The sequence below is a fragment of the Halovenus amylolytica genome (assembly GCA_004015825.1).
Taxonomy (GTDB): domain Archaea; phylum Halobacteriota; class Halobacteria; order Halobacteriales; family Haloarculaceae; genus Halovenus; species Halovenus amylolytica.
Genome location: SAYS01000008.1, coordinates 42,710 through 61,235 on the forward strand (window position 1 = coordinate 42,710; position 18,526 = coordinate 61,235).

An 18,526-nucleotide genomic window follows, 5' to 3' on the forward strand; every position below is an offset into this window, starting at 1 on the left:
AGCGTCCGGCGGGGCAAACGAGTAGCGGCAAACGGCGCTTTCGATGGCAACACGTATTCGAGCGGGTCGTCTACAGTGATATGTGGCGCAGCCGCTTCGCTTTCGTTTCTCACCCGAATCCTGGGATGAGCAGCGAGTACGACAACAGCTCCTCCAGCCGCTTCGTGATAACATCGGTGCCAGATCGGTCGCTCCGCGATTCGGTATCAGTGGTTCGTGGGAGACGTATCGATTCGAGATGACAAACGGTGACCTCGCCCTCTTTGCCAGTGGCGACGAGGGGAGTTACTGGATGGGCAACACGGAGACGCCGGAGGCACTCTGGCGGACGAACAAACACGACTGGGACGACGTCCCCTACCCGGTCGCACGGTGGGCACAGCGCGAACTGCTCGCGACGCTGCACGGGGAAGATCCGTGGCTCGAAGCCTATCCCTATCTCTCGTGGTTTTTCCTCCCCGTCTTCATGTCCAAAGACGGGCGAGAGTCGACACGAACCTTCTTCCGGGAGCACGCGGCAGGCTTTCCGAACACGGACTGGCAGCAGGCCACGCAGTTCGTCGAGGACCTCCTCGCGACCGGTATCATGGACGAGTACCGGTATCTCATGGCCGGCAAACTCGGGACGAGTACCGACGTCGACCACGCCCGCATGAACGCCGCGATGGCTGAGTTCCTCGCTGCGAAGATCCTCACCGATGCGGGCTACGAGATTACGCCCGAGATCGAGGTGACGACGGGCCACTCACTGGATTACCGGGCCAGCAACCCCGACGGCCAGGCCCTCGTGGAGGTAACCCGGCCAGTGAACCCCCGAGAGCGCGCAGCAGGTGGCCCCGTCGCTGCGGTCCGGGATACCGCCTCGACGAAAACGCGGGGGCAACTCTCCGAACACGGCGGCGGTGCCGTCCTCTTCGTCGACTGTTCGAGTTTCGACGACACACAGTGGCAGGCAGTTGCCGACAGCCAGCCCGCAGTCGGCCACCGCCCGGCCGTTATCTACCGCGTTCGGCCGACGGGCAAAGCCGAGGGATACCGGGAGGGAACGGTTCCGCTGGATCTCGCCGGTGGCGTTGCCTTTCTCGACAGCTAGGGGGTGATATTCTCGACCTGCAGCCGTCCTTCGAGGTCGTGCTCCGAGGCCGGGCTCAACTCGACGCCGCCGTTTTCGAGCAGCTCTTTCGCCCGTCTCGCATACGCCGCTCGGACCGGTCGCATCCTGTCTCGTGGCCTCGCTATCCAGTACTCCGCGTACAGTGTGACCGCGCCGGATCCGAGTTCTTCGATCCCCGTGTTCGGCCCTGGGTCGTCGAGTATCCCCTCGGTTTCCCGTGCGGCCTCGGCGAGATACCGGATCGCCCCGTCGACGTCTTCCTCGTACGCGATAGCGATCTGTTCGGTCACGCGACTGGGTCCTTCCTCGAACGGGCGCGTGATCACCTCGCTGGTCAACGTGGTGTTCGGAATCGTGACGAGGCCACCGTCGACCGTTCGGACTCGGGTCACCCGGAGTGTGATAGACGTGACCTCGCCCTCGCCACCGTCCCAGCAGATATAATCGCCGACGTTGAACTGCGGGTCGGCGACGAGTGCCAGCCCGCTGACGAGCGAACCGATCACGCTCTGTCCGGCGACACCGAGTGCGAGGGTCCCGGCGGCCACGACGAGTGCGGAGCCACCGACGACGCGTGTGAACCCGGCCACTCCGAAGCCGGCAAACAGTGCGAGGAGGGTGACCACCAGTCGGGTGTACCGGGTGATCGCCTCCTGTACTGTCGGGTTGTCCGGGTTTCGCTTTTCGACCAGCCGCGAGAGTGCGGGTTCGAACAGATACCAGCCGACGAGCAGGACGATCAGGAAACTACCGAAAAACAGTGCGCCTCGCCACAGCCGGGCCGCCAGATCCGGGAACAACGGACCGAGTTCGTCGGTGGATTGCAGTACGACTTCGGCAGGGAGTCCGCTCATACTGTTGTCAACGAAGCACTCGTTTACAAATCTTCGAGCAACGAGCCCCGTCTCGTAATAAAAATCGACAAGTGAGCACCCTCCCAGTGGGTAGATATGAGTCTCAAATCGGAGATAGAGAATCTGTGGGACCAGTACCAGAACGACGAGATCGGCGGCGAGACGAGCATCGAAGATCTGACGGTACTCTCGGACTTCCTGGACGCACTCGAAGACGGCGAGATCCGGGCTGCCGAGAAACGTGACGGCGAGTGGCAGGCAAACGGCTGGGTCAAACAGGGTGTCCTCCTCAACTTCGGCATCAGGAACATCTCGGAGTACGAGTACGGCGACGTGAGCTACAACGACGTGCTCCCGCTCGCAGACACCGACGAGTACGGCGACCGTGGCTCGCGTAACACACCGAACGGCACGGTCGTCCGCCGGGGCGCATCCATCGGTGAGGACGTCATCATGATGAGTCCGTCCTTCGTCAACATCGGCGCACGCGTCGGCGACGGCACGCTCGTCGACTCCTGTGACACTGTCGGCTCCTGTGCGCAGATCGGCGACAACGTGAAACTCGGCGCAAACACGCTGATCGGCGGCGTGCTCGAACCCGTCGAGGGCGCGCCGGTCGTCGTCGAGGACGACGTCTCGCTGGGCGCTGGCTGTCGGGTCACCTCCGGTTTCGTCGTCGGGGAGGGAAGCGTCGTCGGCGAGAACACGCTGCTGACCCCGCGAATCCCTGTCTACGACCTCGTCGACGAGGAGATCATCTACGGCCATCTCCCGCCCGAACGGCGCGCATTCATCCGCTACGTCGAATCCTCGGTCGGCGACCACGACCTCTTCGACGGTGGCGCGTACAAGCCAGCAGTCGTCGCGACCCACATCGAAGAAGAAACCCTCGAAGGAACCGAACGCGAGGACGCGCTCCGGGAGTAAGCCGAGACCCGTCCGTCCGGCATCGAAAGCCCTGCCACCCACTTCTGAGTCACCTATTTTAGGATCATATTAATATCTAACAAAAGGACATATGAAATATATAACAAAGTACTAGTGAATACATCCATCCAATGAGGGGGGGCTACGAGACTGTCACACGCTCCACACACTCCTCCTTTCGATGCCCATGTCAGAATCAGCATCGCACCTCGGAACCTGTCCGTTCTGTGGATCACGGCTGAGCGCTGGCGCTGTGCTCATCGAGTACGAAGTCGACGACGAGACGCGAGCATTCGCCGAATGTTCCCAGTGCGACCAGCCTGTGCGACCGCAGTAGCCTGGGACTGAATCTACCGCACAGACGCCTTCCGAGCCGGCAGTTCGAACTCCGCCGTGGGGTATAATTTCCGGAGGGGTGGACAGTCTGTCGTGCCATCCCGGTCGTCCTGTTGATCTCTGGATCCGGTGTCTCCGGGACCGCTTCCCGCTGGGAGGCGGTCAGCATCTGGCCGATTATCGCCCTCTCGATCGCCCTGCTCGTCGTCTACGAGGTCCGGTCGGGCTCTCTGGCCACGGTCGGAAGCCGTCGCTCACCGTAGTACCCAGGGAGACGCCGTGTCAGGCTTCGACGCTGACCGACAGCACGTCGAGATCGCCAGTCACGGTGATCGTCGCGGTTCCGCGAGTCGATTCGATGTCGAGTTCGATTCGCTCGGGATCGGTCGACACCACAGTCACCGTCGGATCCGGCTGGCTGGAGTACCGGACCTGGAAGATCGCCGGCAACTACGTCGTCATCGAACACGAGACCGGCGAGTACAGCCTGCTCGCACATCTCCAGGAGAACAGTGTGACGGTCGAACCCGGCCAGGAGGTCCAGCGCGGTGAGGTCGTCGGTCGCTGTGGCAACTCCGGCAACTCCACCGAACCACACCTCCATTTCCAGCTCCAGGACCGACCGAGCTTCTGGTTTGCGGCCGGGCTGGTCCCCCGGTTCGCCGACACGGCTGTCGTCCGACCCGACGACCGGCGGGCCGACCACGACGTCTACGACGCTGGTGACTCGACCCGGACCCCCGGCTGAACCGAAACTGTTCCGTACATAGAGCCCAATTTGGCTCCATGGGTGGACACGACACCGGGAGTCCGTACGCACCACACACGCCCGCCGAGACGGCAGCGATGCTCGACGCTGTCGGCGCAGAGGCGGAAGCCGACCTGTTCGATATTCCGGATTCTGTCCGGTTCGACGGCGACTTTGGCATCGACGCCCGCAGCGAACAGGCTGTTCGTGCGGAGATCGGCGGACTGCTCGGTGACAACGACGCTCTCACGGAGTTTCTCGGCCGCGGCCAGTACGACCACTACGTCCCCTCGCTCGTGGATCATCTCGCCGACCGCCAGGAGTTTCTCTCCTCGTACACGCAGTACCAGCCCGAGGTCGCACAGGGATTCCTGCAGGCTCTCTTCGAGTTTCAGTCGATGCTCGTCGAACTGACCGGACTCGGCGTCGCGAACTGCTCGCTGTACGACGCCGCGACCGCGCTCGGCGAGACGGCGACGCTCGCGACCCGTGTCCGCGAGACGAGTGGTTCGACGGTACTCGTTCCCGACCACCTCCAGGCCGGGAAACGAGGAGTGCTCGACAATTACGCCGACGGGGCAGATCTCACAGTCGAATCCTATCCGATGGAGGACGGCGCTGTCGATACCGACGCGCTCGCAGAGTTGGCCGACGAGGAGACGGTGCTCGTCTACGCGGAGAGTCCGACAGTCAGGGGTGTCATCGAGGAGTCACTGGCCGAGATCGGGACGATCGCCGAAGCGAACGACGCCATGTTCTGTCTGGGCTCCGATCCCGTCGCGCTGTCGGTGCTCGAAGTCCCGGCCGACGTCGGGGTCGATACGGTGATCGGTGACGCCGCGTCGCTGGGGTTAGGAACAGCTTACGGGATGGGACTCGGGATGTTCGCTACTCGCGAGGCGTATCTCCGGCAGGTCCCCGGTCGACTCGTCGGTGTGGGCGAAGATGGCTCCGGTCGGAGAGCATTTACACTCACCCTCCAGACCCGGGAACAGCACATCCGCCGGGAGCGGGCCACGAGCAACATCTGCACGAACCAGGCCTGGGTGGCGCTCCGGACCGCGATCCACGCCGCCTCGCTCGGTCCCGAGGGGCTCGTCGAACTCGCACGGGACTGTATCACGAACGCAGACTCACTCGCTGCCCAGATCGACGATATCTCGGGCATCAAAGCACCGGTCCACGACCGCCACCACTTCCGGGAGTTTCTCGCCCGGACCGACCAGCCAGCGCCAGCGATCGTGGACGACCTCCTCGATCGTGGCTTCGCCGTCCACGCCGTCGACGACCACCTGCTCGGGGTGTGTGTCACTGATACGAACGCGCACGTGAAGGCCGATCTCGTCGCTGCAATGGAAGAGGTGGCACGATGAGTGACGAGCAGCAACCGGACGACAAACCGGGGGATACGCTCCAGTACGACCAGGCCCGCTGGAGCGAGGACGACCAGTACGAACCACTGCTCTCGGAGAAGAACAGCCGCGAGGTCGACGTCGAGACGCCACTTCCGGACGATCTGACACGGGATTCGCTGGAACTGCCCGACCTCTCGGAGCCAGAACTCGCGCGTCACTACACGCGTCTCTCACAGATGAACTACGGCGTCGAGAGCGGACCCTTCCCACTCGGGTCGTGTACGATGAAGTACAACCCCAAGTTCACCGAGGACCTCGCAGCGCGACCCGAGGCAGCAGTCCACCCGGATCGACCCGACGAGACGATCCAGGGGACACTGGGACTGTACGCGACGCTGTCGGAGTATCTCGGGAAAATCGGCGGGATGGATGCAGTGACACTCCAGCCGCCGGCGGGGGCGGCCGGCGAGTACACCGGCGTCCTGATTGCGAAAGCCTACCACGAACACAACGGTGCGGATCGCTCGGAGATCATCGTCCCCGACAGTGCCCACGGAACCAACTTCGCGAGTGCGGCACTCGCTGGCTTCGATGTCGTCGAACTCCCCAGCGGCGAGGACGGCCGCGTCGATCTGGATGCACTCGCAGCGGCCATTGGCGACGACACCGCCCTGCTCATGCTGACGAACCCCAACACGCTGGGGCTGTTCGAACGTGAGATCGAGGCCATCTCCGAACTGGTCCACGACGCCGGCGGACTGCTCTACTACGACGGCGCGAACCTGAACGCGCTGCTCGGCCAGGCCCGGCCGGGCGATATGGGTTTCGACATCATGCACTACAACGTCCACAAGACGTTCGCGACGCCCCACGGCGGCGGCGGTCCCGGTGCAGGACCAGTCGGTGTCGTCGAGGAACTCGACGAGTTCCTCCCGGCACCCCGCGTTCGGGAGACCGGTGGTGGCTACGAACTGTTCGAACCAGCACAGACGATCGGGAAAGTCCACGGCTTCCAGGGCAACTGGCTCGTCCTGATCAAAGCCTGTGCCTACATCGCCCGCCTCGGTGACGAGGGACTGGCCGACGCGAGCGCGAAGGCAGTCCTGAACGCGAACTACCTCGCCGAGCAGACAGCGTACGAGGTGCCGTTCGGACCGTTCCACCACGAGTTCGTCGCCAGCGCGGGCGAGCAAGATGCTGCCGACGTGGCCAAGCGGATGCTCGACTACGGTGTCCACCCGCCGACGACGAAGTGGCCCGAGATCGTCCCGGAGGCGCTGATGACCGAACCGACCGAAATCGAGAACAAACGGACGCTCGATCAGCTCGCCGCGGCGTTCAACGCGGTCGCCGACGAGGACGACGAGACACTCGAAACCGCGCCAGAACGGACGAGTGCCCGCCGAATCGACCAGGTCAGCGCTGCCCGGAATCCGCGACTCTCCTGGCAGGCACTCGACAACGAGTAGGCCGCAAAATCAGCCAGCGTCACTCGACGATCGCTACGATCTGTTCGGCGAGTTCGGTGTAGTGTTCGGTGCCAGTCCCCTTCCGGACGACACCAGCCAGATCCGCCCCGTCGGACTGGATATCGTTTCCGTCCGCCGCAGTAAAGAGAAAGACTGGCCGGTCGGGCGTTTCGTCGTGGATCTGTTCGGCGAGTTCGATGCCGTTGATCTTCGGCATTCGCAGATCGCTTACGATACAGTCGAACGAGCCCGCCTGCTCGATTGCCCTCACGGGGTCTTGCTCGGTCGTGACGGAGATCTGCTCGCTCTCCCGTTCGAGAAACGTCTCGGTGAGATCCAGCATGTCGGTCTCCTCGTCGACGACGAGGACCGTTATCTCCTCGTCCATCGTCAGGCTGTGCTCGTATCGACAGCACCGTCGATTCTGACGAACCCGTAGCCACAGTCGACACAGCGCCACTTCACTTTCTCCCCCAGGTGAACCATTGTGCTTGCTGCGCGATAGAACTCCTCGGAGTCACACTCCGGACAGTCCTGATGCAGTTCCATACTCCCTGTTTGTGTCTTCTCGGATATAGTGAGTTCGGTTCCTGCAATGTGGCCGCACAGTTACTATCCTGGATCACGAACGTTCGGTATGACTCGACAAACGACACGGTGTGACCGCTGTGGTTACCGCGTTCGCTGGAACCCGGAGACGCGCGAGGGTCCGACGGTGTTTTTCGAGGAGGGCTGCTGTCCGAGCTGTGGCAAATCGTTCGAGGACCGCGCGCCTGTCTCCGCTCGTCGCGGCTCGAAACGGCGCTAAACTGTCCGAACTGATACTGTCGGCTGTACATTCGTGAAGATATTCGCCACCCCGGGGTGGCGACAGTGCTCACGTTCTTACAGCCGACAGTATGACTGTTATTCTACCAGTAACGATTTACAACCGACGGTATGACTCGTAGTATGCAGACTGTCATTCTCGCGGCCGGACAGGGGACGCGGATGCGACCCCTGACTGACTCGCTCCCGAAACCGATGCTGCCGGTCGCCGGCAAACCGCTCGTCGCTCACGCTGCCGACAGGGCAGTCGAGGGCAACTCCGAGGAACTGATCGTCGTCGTCGGCTACGAGGCCGACGAGATCCGGTCGTATTTCGACGACGAGTACCGCGGTGTCCCAGTAACCTTCGCGACACAGACCGAACAGCGCGGGACCGCCGACGCCGTCCGGGCCGCACGCGAGTATCTCGACGGCCCATTTACTGTGCTCAACGGCGACGTCCTCTACGACGACAGCGTGCTCGAACTCTTCGAGAGCGGCCCGTCGATCGCCGCGATGGAAGTCGACGATCCCACATCCTACGGCGTACTCTCGACGGCCGACGGGCTCGTCACCGACATCGTCGAGAAGCCGGACGACCCGCCCTCCTCGCTGGCCAACGCCGGGGCCTACCAGTTCCCCGCCGAGGCCCGTGAGTGGCTGGATGTCGGCGAGTCCGAACGCGGCGAGTACGAACTGACGGACGTCCTCGACCGGACAATCGCGGAGTACGACGTCACACCGATCGAACTCGACCGCTGGCTCGACGTCGGCCGTCCCTGGGAACTGCTCGAAGCCAACGAGTGGCTGCTCGACGGTCTCGACCGACTGCTCGACGGTGAGGTCGCAGATGATGCGATCATCCGGGGGAACGTCGTCGTCGAGGATGGCGCGACCGTCGAACCAGGAACGGTCATCGAGGGACCAGCCCTCGTGCGATCTGGTGCCACTGTCGGACCGAACGCCTACGTCCGCGGGCGAACGCTGGTCGACGAAAACGCGAAAATCGGCCACAACGTCGAGATCAAAAACAGCGTCGTCATGACTGGGGCGACGATCCCCCATCTCTCGTATATCGGCGACAGCGTCCTCGGACAGAACGTCAACCTCGGTGCCGGGACGAAGGTCGCGAACCTCCGTCACGACCACGAGGACGTCCGGATCACGGTCAAAGGCGATCGTGTCTCGACAGGGCGCCGGAAGTTCGGCGTCGTCCTCGGCGACGACGTCAAGACCGGGATCAACACGAGTCTGAACCCGGGCGTCGTCCTCTCGACCGGCGCACAGACCGAGGCCGGCGAGTCCGTGACCACAGACCGGTAGCCACCCGATGGCTGCCCTCCGCCTGCGTCAGTACGATCCACGGGATTGCGACGCAGTCTGGCAACTGCACGAACGAGCGATGCGTGCGGTCGGTACCGACCCGTCCGATATCCCGGGGACCGATGATCTCCGGACGATCGGATCGACCTACCTCGACGGCGGTGGCGATTTCCTCGTCGGTGTCTGTGAGGACGAACTGGCACTGGAGGCCGGGACAGCATCGCCACCCGAAACCTTCGACGGGACGCTTGTCGCGATGGGTGGATTCCTCCCGAGCGAGGCAGGACACGACGACGAGCGAACCGTCGCTGGCGCGGCGGAACTCCATCGGATGCGTGTCGCCCCCGATTTTCAGGGCCGTGGATACGGTCGACAGCTTCTCGGGGCACTCGAACGACGGGCAGCGGCCGCCGGGTTCAAGGTTGCACTGGCGACGACCGCGCGCAGACAGAAACGCGCCCAGGAGTTCTATGCGGCTGCTGGCTACCGGGCAGTCGACCGGTCGACTTTCGGCGAGTACGAACTCGTCCACTTCGAAAAACGCCTGCGAAACCAGGATTGATATTTTCGTCCTTTGCGTATCTTTATTGATACTGATCTTACGGCCACAACGGATAAATGAGTCCAATACATCTTTTTTTCCGAGTTCAACACCTGGTGAAAGACCAGTTCTGTTATCAAGCATTACAAATGATCTATACGACTGGATTCGAGGGATCGGTATGAGAGGGCAGACAACGCTCGATTTTGCGATCGGAATCAGCATTTTTCTGGCGGTCATCATCACGATATTTTCGTTCGCACCTGGCATCCTGACACCGTTTACCGTGACGGGGCAGTCGGACGCAGTCACCGTCGACCGGACGGCTGATTATCTCGTACAGGATGCACTCGGCAGCCCGGAACAACCGTACAAGCTCGATCGGGGGTGTACGGTCGCCTTCTTCGACCGTAGCGCCGACGAGTACCCCGACGATCCGTTCGGTGACGACTGTCGGTACGAGAACGAGACGCTGACCAACCAGACCGGATTGCCGCCGACGGCCACAGTGAATATCACAATTCTGGGGAACACGTCGGAGAATGGACAGGTCCTGGATCAGCTATACTGGGATACCAATACTCGCACGCTGACCGAGACACGGAGCGGCAACACCACGCTCGCGATCGGGGACGAGGTCGAAACAGAGCGTTCGACCACGACGGCGACGCGGGTCGTCACACTTCACGAACAGGATGTCGTCGTCAGGGTGGTGGTTTCCTGATGCGCCGACCGCCAGACGAGCAGACGGAACGGGGCCAGGCCCACACGCTGGAATCTGTCGTCGGGGCCGTCATCCTGTTGACTGCCATCGCATTCGCGCTGCAGGTTACGATCGTGACGCCGCTTTCGGCCAGTACGTCCAGCCAGCACATCGAGAGCCAGCAACGATCCGTCGCACAGGGCGTTCTCGCCAACGCAGCTGACAACGGTGCCCTGCAGGAAGCAGTTCTCTACTGGAACGAGACGGCGGGGACCTTCCACAATACCCCAGTTCAGCGATTTTACACCAACGATCCTCCGGACAACAGGTTCGGGAATATGCTCTCCCGGGCGTTCACCGAGGAAGGTATCGCGTACAACGTGCGCGTCTACTACCAGACGACAAACGTCTCGACGCGTACCGAAATCAACGAACGACTGATGATCTCACAGGGGACACCCAGCGACAACGCCGTCTCGGCGACGCGGACAATTGTGCTCCGCAACGACGACCATCTCGTCGACGAGGACGGCTCGCTCAACGAGACGACCGTCCGTGAGGCCGACAATTTCTACATCAGAAATGCACACACAGACGCCAGTGGTGCCGGCGACGGGAACGGACTGTACAACGTCGTCCAGGTAGAGGTGATCGCATGGCGGATCTAGGCCACCGTTCCCGGTCCCGGAGCCGTGGCCAGCTCATTCTGGTGACGGCGCTGGCACTGGCTGCGATTTTCCTCGGGCTCGCGGTGATCGTCAACTCCGCGATCTTTACGGAGAATCTCGCAACGCGAAACGAGAACGTCGAATCCACGGAGGCACTCGAATACCGCCACAGCGTTACACAGTATATGGGTGAGATCGTCGAGTTCGCGAACGAACACAACAACAGCCAGTACGACTATATCGAGCGAAACGTCTCGGACGGAACTGCGGATGCCAGCCTCTACACCAGTATTCAGCAGGCAGAAGACGGGGCAGGGCTCTCGCTCGAGAAGGTTGGAGATAGAGAGGGTGCTCGGATCTATCAGACCGACGGGAGTACGTTCGAAGACAACGACACCAACGAAGACTGGACACTCGTCACGGACGTCGAGACCACCCGCGCGTTCACGATGAACGTCTCGTCGATCTCCGGCTCGTTCGAAGTGATCGCGGACGATGGTACCGACGAGTGGAGCATCACCGTTACCGACGACGATCTCAACGTAACGAATCCTGCCGGAACGAGCGAAACGTGCGACTATTCCAGCCTCGACTCGCTCGATATTACCGGTGCGACAGTCAACGGGGAGCCCTGTCCCGCACTCGTCGATACCGGAGACGGTGAATCGATGCGGCTGGCGGACGCACTGGATGACGAGTATCGAATCGAATTCGAAGATGGTGACGCGATCCAGGGCAATTACAGCCTCGTGGTCGCGGGCAGCAATCTCGACGATGCAGGCACTATCCAGACGAATCGTAACTATTCCGCGGTCGACGGGCCGGGTACCGGTCCGTACGTTCGGCCAGCGATGTACAGCGCGCGGTTCGAGCTGGAGTACGAAACGCCGCGTGTACTCTACGAGACAGATATTACCGTCGCACCGGGTGAGTCACCATGAGCGAGACGCGTGCACTCTCGACGACGCTTGGATACACGCTGACGCTCGCAATTACGGCGGTGCTGGTGTCGGGGCTGCTCATCTCCGGTGGGAGTTTCGTCGAGGACCAGCGCGAACGCGTCATCAAGTCTGAACTCGACGTCGTCGGCGAGCAGTTGACCTCCCATCTCAATGCAGCCGACCGACTCAACCAGAGCGCAGAGGGGAGCCTGACCGACAGGACGATCAGCATCACTCAGCCGTTTCCTGCCGACGTGGCGGGGACGCCGTACCGTGTGACACTCGTCGAACAGCCCGATCCCTATATTCGACTGGAAACGTCGGACGCCGAGATCGCTACAAGGGTTTACCTGACGAATACGACTGCAATGGCTCAATCGCGTGCATCCGGCGGATCAGTCGTCATCGAGTACGACGCGTCACAGGACGCGGTGGTGATTGACGATGCGTAAGGTTGGCTCGGATTCCCGAGCGGTCAGCGAGGTTGTCGGCTACATCCTCATCTTTTCGCTCATCTTCACGACGGTCGGGCTGGTCTCCGTCGCTGGGATTCCGGCGTTCGACGACGCACGGGAGAGTGAACAGTTACAGAATGCAGAACGCGCCTTCGACGTGCTGAATACCAATCTCATCGAGGTGTACGACCGCGGGGCACCCAGCCGCGCGACCGAGCTGAGTGCCGACGACGGCGCCGTCGAAACCGGTGACCCTGTCACGTTCAACGTCACCGTCGGTACCGGCTCCGATGCCAATTCGACGGAGATGGAGGTCAACCCCATTATCTTCCGCGGGCTAGGTAGTACCCAGTTCGTCTACGAGGCCGGTGCCGTCATCCGTGACCAGCCCGACAGCGACGTGATGCTCCGCGACCCGCCGTTCAAAGTCAGCGACGATCGTGTGTTCCTGCCGCTGATCGAAACCTACAGCAACTCCCTGCAGTCGACAGGCGGCGGGACGGTTCTCGTCCGGGCGGAGTCGACGAGCCGGTCGGTCGATATCGTCGACCAGCGCACACAGCTGAATATCACCGTCTCGGACTCACCACGGCAGGCAGTCTGGCAACGCTACTTCGAGGAGGAACTCGGGATGTCCTGTACGACGGGGCCTGATCTTGACTGTGGCTGGAGCCCGACCGCAGGTAGTACCCAGATGTTCGTGACGAATCAGGAGATCAGGATTCTCCTCGAGATCTGATCCCCCGTCCGGTGGCCGTTTGACACACTGTGCTCGGATACTGACTATTCTGTGAGGACTGTCGCTGGATTTCTTCGCTACTTCGAACTCCTCTCTCACTACCGGTTCCGGGGGACTCAGATAGTGCTACAATAGCTTCCAGCGCTCTTGGGTGTACTTTGCTGGCGCTAACAGTTACTGCACCCTCTGTCCGTCAAAAATGCTCTTGGCTCATACTGGTGGCTATAAGAAAATAAAGAATTTCGACCCCACGGGGGTCGAATATCTTCACGAATTTATAGCCCTCAGTATCAGTTCCCCGAGATGGTCACCGGGTTCGTACTGATGTGTAGGAAAGTCAGGGCGTTCACTCCCTCCCCGACCTCCAGCTGGAATCCCGGCTTCTTGTGGACGATCGCACCGTTCCCGGCCGCGATCGTATCTGCGACGACGCCGCCGTAGAGGTTCTTGTCCTGTCCACCGCCACCATCTATCTCGAAACCACTGTTCGGGGCGTAAATGTAGCCGTTGAACTGCTGGTTACCACCGAATGTAACCTCGTCTGCGGTGGAGTGAACCAATACGACCAGTTTCTCCGGATCACCGCCAGTGTCGGGTGTTCCCTGCATATCGACGTCACCCTTGACGTAGAACCGAACCTGCCCGTCACCGGTGATCTCCATCTCCGAGTTGCCACCGATATCGAATGTCCCGTCGACGACGACCTCGATATCATTGTCGGACGTATCGAACACCGGATCGTTGTTCCCGATATCGAGGTCGTCGTCGGAGTAGTAGGTCGAAGCGGAGTAGGTTCCACCTGAGAAACTGTCCGGGTCTGTACAACCACTCGAACATTCGGATATCTTGTCGTCGACGTCGGGACTGACCGAAGGTGCCTTGATGTTTGTTCGCGTCGGTCCGACGATCTCACCGTTTTCTTTGGTGGTTGGGTCAGAGCTGGTCGTCGTCGCGGCTGCGTTGTTGAACCCCTGGACTGCCGCAGCAGTCAGATTGACCGCGACGGTCTGATTCGACGGGAAGTGCTCGACAGCTCCCTCGGTCCGTGTCTCGAAGTACCTGGTCCACCCGTCGTGGAATTCGCTCTGGATCTTGACCCGCACGATTTCGTCTTCGAGTGGATTACTGAAATTCGAACTTCTGGCCGTGTTCGGGAAGTAGCTCGTACTCGGCCCGGCTTTTTTCACGACCGCACCACCGCCCAGTGAGTGCTCACCAGTCACAGTCACCAGCGGGAGCGTCAGCGTCTGATCACGGTAGTTGAACTCCGGTGGGGAGATCATCCCACTACCCTCACCGTCCGACCGCCAGACGCCGCCACCCTGATAGGCGACGACCGAGTTCCCGCGTTCGAACTTGACAGCACCGAGATTGGTGTCGTGCATTATCACTTCGGGCGTCTTTCCGACTGTCGAAATGTTGATGACACCCGATTCTTCGTCGATCGTGAACTGCTCTTCCGGGACGCGGTCGAAGTCGATCTCCTGGCTGTCCGTTCGTCCGAGTGCGACCATCGAGATCTCCGAATCCATCTGTGTCATCACCTTCTCGGCCCGGTCCGCGGAGAGGCTCTCTTCGGACTCACTCACTGCGGCCGCTCCAAAGGACACGAGGATGCCCGCGGTCACGAGCACCATCCCGAACAGCAACACGAAACCGACCGTCTCGCTTTGACCCCGTCTCCCCTCGTCACAACTGACTGACCGCTTACTGCTCGCCATAGGGGTCCCTCATTTCATACAGCTAACATTGCTCCTCGTATAAGCGCTATGGCCAATTATCAATATACGTACGGTGGGACCGAAGAACTATCGAACATAGTCCTGAACCGATGTAGAACCCGGATCGAATAAAGACTCGACTGTCGATGCGAAATTCAGTCTTGATACTGTATCGCTGACAGCGAACAGTAACGGTTAACAGTGGCGAACTGCTCCGCATGGATGGGAACGCACGACCGCAAATCTGACATCGCCGTCCAGTTGGGCGGCTTGGGATTGTGGGAGTGTCGGCCGACAGCCGGCTGTCCTCGCTGTGGATCACCGCGCGTCGGACAGTCGGCCGAATCGGCTACAATCGGACAACCCGCTGATTACAGCGGTTCGTGTCGTTCCAACAAACATATGGCACGAATGCATACACGCCGCCGTGGCTCGTCCGGTTCGGACAGGCCGGCGGCAGACGAACCACCGGAGTGGAGTGACGTAGACAGCGAGACGATCGAAGCACACGTCGTCGAACTCGCCGAGCAGGGTCACAGTCCCAGCCAGATCGGACTGAAACTGCGCGACGAGGGTGTCCAGGGGACGCCGATCCCGGACGTCTCACTCGCGACGGGCAAGAAGGTCACCGAGATCATCGAAGAAGCGGGCGAAGAGCCCGACATTCCGGAGGATCTCCGGAACCTGATGGCGAAGGCCGTCCGCCTGCGCGATCACATGGAAGAAAACCAGACGGACTACCGCAACAAGCGGGCGCTGCAGAACACCGAGTCGAAGATCCGCCGCCTGCTCGAGTACTACCGCGGCGACAAGATCGACGAGGACTTCAGCTACAGCGTCGACGAAGCGCGAGACCTGATCTGAGATGTCGGCCGCCGACCGTCCAGACGCACCGTCATCGGAAGATCTCGCCACACGGCTACGCGATGCCGGCTTCGTCCGGTTCGTCGCGCGACCGGATGGCGATAGTGTCGCCGCCGTCGGGCTGCTCGCGAGCGCACTCGATACCAGTGGCGTCCCTTACCAGATTTCGGTGACGTCGCTGTCCGAGCGCCCGGAGCGGTCGACAGATGCGGATCTGACGGTCGCGATCGGACGGTCGGCAACCGACCCAGCGCTGACGATCGGCGTCGATGGGCCGAGTGCTCGCACTGCCTACGCTGTCGCGACGGAGCTTGGCTCGGACAGACTCGAACTCGCACTCGCCGGCGCGGTGGCTGCCGACGGTCACCCTGGCGACGAACTCGCGACGCGTGCTGTCGAACGTGGCATCGAGCGACGACCGGGTCTCGGCATCCCGACGACAGATCCGGCCGACGGACTCGCACACTCGACACTGGTACACGCGCCCGTCTCGGGTGATCTTACAGCAACCGAGTCGGCCGTTTCCGGGTTCGATCTCGACGAGACAGAGGGCAGGCGCGCGCTCGCCTCGCAGGTCGCAATGACGGTCGGGGCCGACCCCGACGGCACCGCCCGTGGTGCCAGACGGGTCGAACGGTTTCTCCACCCGCTTTCCGGGGGACCGTTCGAGACGATCGAGGGCTACGCCGACGTCCTCGACGCGCTCGTCCGCGAACAGCCCGGACTCGCAGTCGCAGTCGCACTGGGCGGTGTCGACACCGAGACAGCTCTCGACATCTGGCGTGCGCACGCGACAGCCGCTCACGAAACGATCCGGACGGCACGGACCGGCCGGTACGACGGGCTCTTCGTCGCGCAGTGTGACGGCCAGCCCCCGGTCGGGACCGTCGCCCGCCTCGTCGCCGAGTTTCGCTCGCCGGAGCCGCTCGTCCTCGTCGTCGGGGACGGCGTCGCGGCCGCGAGAGCTGTCGGCGACGAGTCGCCAACGGTCGGAACTGCAATCGAACAGACTGCGACGGAGTTCGACGGGCTGGGTGGCGGCACCGCAACTGTGGGCCGCGCCCAGTTCGACGCCGATCCGACCGAGTTCGTCGCAGCGTTCAAGGAGGCAGTATGACCCATCGACAGCAGGCAACTCGGCGGGCACGCATCGAGACCGACCACGGCGATAGCGAGCGGGCAGCCGCGATCGCTAACGCAGTCAGCCCGGACAACACCGCACAGATGGAGACTCGGACGGAGGGATCGCGGATCGTCACGACGATCGACCGCGAGACCACCGGCGGCATGCAGTCGACCGCCGACGACTACGTCGTCAATCTCCAGGTCGCAGCACAGCTTGCAACCACGGACGGGGAGACGTCCACGACAACAGATAACATATGAGCGAACGATCAGTATCCAGACAGAAACAGGAAAAGCGGTGGTACACCGTGCAGGCTCCCGAGCAGTTCGACAGGGAGGAACTCGGTGAGACACCAGCAGACGAACCGGACCAGGTGCTCGGTCGCACCATCGAAACGACACTCGGCGATCTGAAAAACGACGCCAGTGGAAACAACACGAAACTCAAATTCAAGATCAACGAGGTCGCCAGCGATACGGCGTACACGGAGTTTGTCAAACACGAGCTGACGCGGGATTACCTGCGCAGTCTCGTGCGCCGTGGCTCCTCGAAGATCGAGGCCTACATCACCGTGCTGACGACGGACGACTACCGTGTCCAGATCCAGCCGGTCGCGCTGACGACGAAATCGGCCGACGAGAGCCAGGAGAAGGCGATCCGCCGGACGATGATCGATCTCGTCCGCGAATCCGCCAGAGAGCGGACCTTCGAGGACCTGACCGACAGCGTCGTCGAGGGTCGACTCTCCTCTGCGATCTACAACGAGGCGAAGACGATCTACCCGCTTCGCCGTGTCGAGATCCAGAAGATGACCCTCGAAGCCCGACCCGAGGAAGTCGCCGCAGAAGAGGAAGCGAGCGTCGACGTCGAGGAAGAAGACGCAGACGTAGAAGAGTAACCGACCGGATTTTCGGCCACTCTTTTGACGTGTACACGATCGCCAGCGATCGCACTCAGATGATCGGCTGTGCGTTCTCCCGGCCGATCAGGTACAGTGGGATCGCGACCACGTTGATCGGCGGGAGTGCGGCGAGGATCGTCCAGTTTCGCGGTGACCCCTCCCAGTCGGTCGTCGCCCGGAGGTTCACCGCGTCGATGTAGACCGAGACCGGGAGGACGAGGAAGGTACCGACCAGCCAGGCGAGGACGAAGGGCGTCGTGGCGATGAGGTCAGATCCCGGAGCAAAAATTCCGACGAGGCCGACGAGCAGTGAGGGGACGAGTCCGAGGCCGATTCCGTAGACGCCGCGGCCGTCGCCCCGCGATGGATCTTCGGGGACGACCGGCATGTAGAAGCCGTCTTCGACGGTCAACAGGAGCGACTTCCCGACGATATCGGCTGGGTCGTCCGTCTCTGCGAGTGTGAGCAGGCGGCCGAGTCGGCCGTCGACACCCATCTTCGGGGTCTCGAAGTAGACGACGACAGCAATTTCGTCGGGACCACCGATCGACACCTCGACAGCGAGTGCCTGCTCGGTGGTGATCGTTACTGGATAGTCGGCCGGGACAGCACTGGCGGAGACGCGGTCGACACCGATCACCTCGCCTCTGATCTGGAGTCCCTCGCTCGGATGGGGGCCGTCAGAATCTTCGACTGGCTCCGGTGCGACGACTGGCTCGCTGGGGGTCTCCTGCTGGTCAGCCGTCTCGTCACTCGCCTGTGATTCGTCTGTTCCGGCCACTGTACTGCTCTGTGTGTCCTCTGGTGACTAAACATCTCTGACTGATCTGCTTGAGATAGCTTGGCTCGATATATCCTTATCGAGAACAGCAAGAAAGCCCAGAGAGGAGACACTCAAATCTGAACTGTTGTTTCGAACAGCAAGAAAGCCCCG

At 61.8% G+C, this 18,526-nt stretch carries 24 protein-coding genes; 19 read left to right on the top strand and 5 right to left on the bottom strand.

Features of this window, described 5'->3' with window-relative positions:
• Nucleotides 1-82: 82 nt before the first annotated feature.
• The gene (locus tag EOW68_RS08300) at nt 83-1,093 is read left to right on the top strand and encodes a DUF5784 family protein (RefSeq protein WP_128224695.1); all 1,011 of its coding nucleotides are present in this window, start codon (nt 83-85) and stop codon (nt 1,091-1,093) included.
• On the opposite strand, the gene EOW68_RS08305 is transcribed toward EOW68_RS08300, so the two are convergent.
• Complete coding sequence (locus EOW68_RS08305) at nt 1,090-1,968, bottom strand: mechanosensitive ion channel family protein (RefSeq protein ID WP_128224696.1); 879 nt, start codon at nt 1,966-1,968, stop codon at nt 1,090-1,092. The two genes, EOW68_RS08300 and EOW68_RS08305, sit on opposite strands and share 4 nt — an antisense overlap.
• A gap of 96 nt (nt 1,969-2,064) precedes the next feature.
• Here EOW68_RS08305 and EOW68_RS08310 point away from each other — a divergent pair, with 96 nt between their 5' ends.
• From EOW68_RS08310 to gcvPB, 6 genes are all read left to right on the top strand, one after another.
• Nucleotides 2,065-2,895, top strand: coding sequence for a 2,3,4,5-tetrahydropyridine-2,6-dicarboxylate N-succinyltransferase (locus EOW68_RS08310; RefSeq protein WP_128224697.1), 831 nt, complete (start codon nt 2,065-2,067; stop codon nt 2,893-2,895).
• A gap of 187 nt (nt 2,896-3,082) precedes the next feature.
• A complete protein-coding gene (locus EOW68_RS19080; protein WP_436933458.1) occupies nt 3,083-3,232 on the top strand; it encodes a DUF7837 family putative zinc-binding protein in 150 nt (49 codons plus the stop codon).
• 112 nt (nt 3,233-3,344) lie between these two features.
• Nucleotides 3,345-3,494: a hypothetical protein gene (locus EOW68_RS18610; protein WP_431358817.1), complete on the top strand. Its 150-nt coding sequence runs from the start codon at nt 3,345-3,347 to the stop codon at nt 3,492-3,494.
• Nucleotides 3,495-3,589: 95 nt separating this feature from the next.
• Nucleotides 3,590-3,979: a M23 family metallopeptidase gene (locus EOW68_RS08315; RefSeq protein ID WP_128224698.1), complete on the top strand. Its 390-nt coding sequence runs from the start codon at nt 3,590-3,592 to the stop codon at nt 3,977-3,979.
• Nucleotides 3,980-4,017: 38 nt separating this feature from the next.
• Nucleotides 4,018-5,352, top strand: coding sequence for an aminomethyl-transferring glycine dehydrogenase subunit GcvPA (gcvPA, locus tag EOW68_RS08320; protein ID WP_128224699.1), 1,335 nt, complete (start codon nt 4,018-4,020; stop codon nt 5,350-5,352).
• Nucleotides 5,349-6,803 carry an aminomethyl-transferring glycine dehydrogenase subunit GcvPB gene (gene gcvPB / locus EOW68_RS08325; RefSeq protein WP_128224700.1) on the top strand — a complete coding sequence of 485 codons (1,455 nt, stop codon included), beginning with the start codon at nt 5,349-5,351 and terminating at the stop codon, nt 6,801-6,803. The genes gcvPA and gcvPB overlap by 4 nt, the downstream gene beginning before the upstream one ends.
• 19 nt (nt 6,804-6,822) lie before the next feature.
• On the opposite strand, the gene EOW68_RS08330 is transcribed toward gcvPB, so the two are convergent.
• Together EOW68_RS08330 and EOW68_RS18615 are read right to left on the bottom strand one after the other, a co-directional pair.
• Entirely contained in the window at nt 6,823-7,191 is a 369-nt protein-coding gene (locus tag EOW68_RS08330) for a response regulator (RefSeq protein WP_128224701.1), read from the bottom strand.
• Between the two features lie 2 nt (nt 7,192-7,193).
• A complete protein-coding gene (locus EOW68_RS18615; RefSeq protein WP_431358818.1) occupies nt 7,194-7,352 on the bottom strand; it encodes a DUF7838 family putative zinc beta-ribbon protein in 159 nt (52 codons plus the stop codon).
• A gap of 88 nt (nt 7,353-7,440) precedes the next feature.
• Here EOW68_RS18615 and EOW68_RS18620 point away from each other — a divergent pair, with 88 nt between their 5' ends.
• From EOW68_RS18620 to EOW68_RS08365, 8 genes are all read left to right on the top strand, one after another.
• Nucleotides 7,441-7,611 carry a hypothetical protein gene (locus tag EOW68_RS18620; RefSeq protein ID WP_431358819.1) on the top strand — a complete coding sequence of 57 codons (171 nt, stop codon included), beginning with the start codon at nt 7,441-7,443 and terminating at the stop codon, nt 7,609-7,611.
• A gap of 143 nt (nt 7,612-7,754) precedes the next feature.
• Nucleotides 7,755-8,933, top strand: coding sequence for a bifunctional sugar-1-phosphate nucleotidylyltransferase/acetyltransferase (glmU, locus tag EOW68_RS08335; RefSeq protein ID WP_128224702.1), 1,179 nt, complete (start codon nt 7,755-7,757; stop codon nt 8,931-8,933).
• Nucleotides 8,934-8,940: 7 nt separating this feature from the next.
• Nucleotides 8,941-9,495: a GNAT family N-acetyltransferase gene (locus tag EOW68_RS08340; RefSeq protein ID WP_128224703.1), complete on the top strand. Its 555-nt coding sequence runs from the start codon at nt 8,941-8,943 to the stop codon at nt 9,493-9,495.
• 160 nt (nt 9,496-9,655) lie between these two features.
• Entirely contained in the window at nt 9,656-10,198 is a 543-nt protein-coding gene (locus tag EOW68_RS08345; protein ID WP_128224704.1) for a DUF7287 family protein, read from the top strand.
• Nucleotides 10,198-10,845, top strand: a complete 648-nt coding sequence (locus EOW68_RS08350) for a DUF7288 family protein (RefSeq protein ID WP_128224705.1) — start codon at nt 10,198-10,200, stop codon at nt 10,843-10,845. Before EOW68_RS08345 ends, EOW68_RS08350 begins: the two co-directional genes overlap by 1 nt.
• Nucleotides 10,833-11,786, top strand: coding sequence for a hypothetical protein (locus EOW68_RS08355; protein ID WP_128224706.1), 954 nt, complete (start codon nt 10,833-10,835; stop codon nt 11,784-11,786). The genes EOW68_RS08350 and EOW68_RS08355 overlap by 13 nt, the downstream gene beginning before the upstream one ends.
• Nucleotides 11,783-12,238, top strand: a complete 456-nt coding sequence (locus EOW68_RS08360; protein WP_128224707.1) for a DUF7266 family protein — start codon at nt 11,783-11,785, stop codon at nt 12,236-12,238. The genes EOW68_RS08355 and EOW68_RS08360 overlap by 4 nt, the downstream gene beginning before the upstream one ends.
• A complete protein-coding gene (locus EOW68_RS08365) occupies nt 12,231-12,980 on the top strand; it encodes a DUF7289 family protein (protein WP_128224708.1) in 750 nt (249 codons plus the stop codon). The genes EOW68_RS08360 and EOW68_RS08365 overlap by 8 nt, the downstream gene beginning before the upstream one ends.
• Before the next feature lie 290 nt (nt 12,981-13,270).
• Here EOW68_RS08365 and EOW68_RS08370 read toward each other — a convergent pair whose 3' ends face one another.
• Nucleotides 13,271-14,701, bottom strand: coding sequence for a DUF7289 family protein (locus tag EOW68_RS08370; RefSeq protein ID WP_128224709.1), 1,431 nt, complete (start codon nt 14,699-14,701; stop codon nt 13,271-13,273).
• A gap of 402 nt (nt 14,702-15,103) precedes the next feature.
• On the opposite strand from EOW68_RS08370, the gene EOW68_RS08375 reads away from it, so the two are divergent.
• Genes EOW68_RS08375 through EOW68_RS08390 form a run of 4 tightly spaced genes read left to right on the top strand, consistent with a single transcriptional unit; the run spans nt 15,104 to nt 17,589 of the window.
• Entirely contained in the window at nt 15,104-15,565 is a 462-nt protein-coding gene (locus EOW68_RS08375; RefSeq protein ID WP_128224710.1) for a 30S ribosomal protein S15, read from the top strand.
• A 1-nt stretch (nt 15,566) separates the two neighbouring features.
• Nucleotides 15,567-16,682 carry a hypothetical protein gene (locus EOW68_RS08380; RefSeq protein ID WP_128224711.1) on the top strand — a complete coding sequence of 372 codons (1,116 nt, stop codon included), beginning with the start codon at nt 15,567-15,569 and terminating at the stop codon, nt 16,680-16,682.
• Nucleotides 16,679-16,951 carry a KEOPS complex subunit Pcc1 gene (locus tag EOW68_RS08385; protein ID WP_431358820.1) on the top strand — a complete coding sequence of 91 codons (273 nt, stop codon included), beginning with the start codon at nt 16,679-16,681 and terminating at the stop codon, nt 16,949-16,951. Before EOW68_RS08380 ends, EOW68_RS08385 begins: the two co-directional genes overlap by 4 nt.
• Nucleotides 16,948-17,589, top strand: coding sequence for a 30S ribosomal protein S3ae (locus EOW68_RS08390; RefSeq protein WP_128224712.1), 642 nt, complete (start codon nt 16,948-16,950; stop codon nt 17,587-17,589). Before EOW68_RS08385 ends, EOW68_RS08390 begins: the two co-directional genes overlap by 4 nt.
• Nucleotides 17,590-17,644: 55 nt before the next feature.
• Here the strand turns inward: EOW68_RS08390 and EOW68_RS08395 are convergent, their stop codons facing one another.
• Complete coding sequence (locus EOW68_RS08395; protein WP_128224713.1) at nt 17,645-18,373, bottom strand: hypothetical protein; 729 nt, start codon at nt 18,371-18,373, stop codon at nt 17,645-17,647.
• Nucleotides 18,374-18,526 lie beyond the last annotated feature (153 nt).

Excerpts from the sequence above, each read along its gene's own strand:
- EOW68_RS18615 (WP_431358818.1), bottom strand. The coding sequence starts at position 7,352 with ATGGAACTGCATCAGGACTGTCCGGAGTGTGACTCCGAGGAGTTCTAT.
- EOW68_RS08330 (WP_128224701.1), bottom strand. The coding sequence starts at position 7,191 with ATGGACGAGGAGATAACGGTCCTCGTCGTCGACGAGGAGACCGACATG.
- gcvPA (WP_128224699.1), top strand. The coding sequence starts at position 4,018 with ATGGGTGGACACGACACCGGGAGTCCGTACGCACCACACACGCCCGCC.
- EOW68_RS19080 (WP_436933458.1), top strand. The coding sequence starts at position 3,083 with ATGTCAGAATCAGCATCGCACCTCGGAACCTGTCCGTTCTGTGGATCA.
- EOW68_RS18620 (WP_431358819.1), top strand. The coding sequence starts at position 7,441 with ATGACTCGACAAACGACACGGTGTGACCGCTGTGGTTACCGCGTTCGC.
- EOW68_RS08385 (WP_431358820.1), top strand. The coding sequence starts at position 16,679 with ATGACCCATCGACAGCAGGCAACTCGGCGGGCACGCATCGAGACCGAC.
- EOW68_RS08305 (WP_128224696.1), bottom strand. The coding sequence starts at position 1,968 with ATGAGCGGACTCCCTGCCGAAGTCGTACTGCAATCCACCGACGAACTC.
- gcvPB (WP_128224700.1), top strand. The coding sequence starts at position 5,349 with ATGAGTGACGAGCAGCAACCGGACGACAAACCGGGGGATACGCTCCAG.
- EOW68_RS08315 (WP_128224698.1), top strand. The coding sequence starts at position 3,590 with ATGTCGAGTTCGATTCGCTCGGGATCGGTCGACACCACAGTCACCGTC.
- EOW68_RS08350 (WP_128224705.1), top strand. The coding sequence starts at position 10,198 with ATGCGCCGACCGCCAGACGAGCAGACGGAACGGGGCCAGGCCCACACG.
- glmU (WP_128224702.1), top strand. The coding sequence starts at position 7,755 with ATGCAGACTGTCATTCTCGCGGCCGGACAGGGGACGCGGATGCGACCC.
- EOW68_RS08390 (WP_128224712.1), top strand. The coding sequence starts at position 16,948 with ATGAGCGAACGATCAGTATCCAGACAGAAACAGGAAAAGCGGTGGTAC.
- EOW68_RS08345 (WP_128224704.1), top strand. The coding sequence starts at position 9,656 with ATGAGAGGGCAGACAACGCTCGATTTTGCGATCGGAATCAGCATTTTT.
- EOW68_RS08360 (WP_128224707.1), top strand. The coding sequence starts at position 11,783 with ATGAGCGAGACGCGTGCACTCTCGACGACGCTTGGATACACGCTGACG.
- EOW68_RS08375 (WP_128224710.1), top strand. The coding sequence starts at position 15,104 with ATGGCACGAATGCATACACGCCGCCGTGGCTCGTCCGGTTCGGACAGG.
- EOW68_RS08380 (WP_128224711.1), top strand. The coding sequence starts at position 15,567 with ATGTCGGCCGCCGACCGTCCAGACGCACCGTCATCGGAAGATCTCGCC.
- EOW68_RS08310 (WP_128224697.1), top strand. The coding sequence starts at position 2,065 with ATGAGTCTCAAATCGGAGATAGAGAATCTGTGGGACCAGTACCAGAAC.
- EOW68_RS08365 (WP_128224708.1), top strand. The coding sequence starts at position 12,231 with ATGCGTAAGGTTGGCTCGGATTCCCGAGCGGTCAGCGAGGTTGTCGGC.
- EOW68_RS08370 (WP_128224709.1), bottom strand. The coding sequence starts at position 14,701 with ATGGCGAGCAGTAAGCGGTCAGTCAGTTGTGACGAGGGGAGACGGGGT.
- EOW68_RS08355 (WP_128224706.1), top strand. The coding sequence starts at position 10,833 with ATGGCGGATCTAGGCCACCGTTCCCGGTCCCGGAGCCGTGGCCAGCTC.
- EOW68_RS08340 (WP_128224703.1), top strand. The coding sequence starts at position 8,941 with ATGGCTGCCCTCCGCCTGCGTCAGTACGATCCACGGGATTGCGACGCA.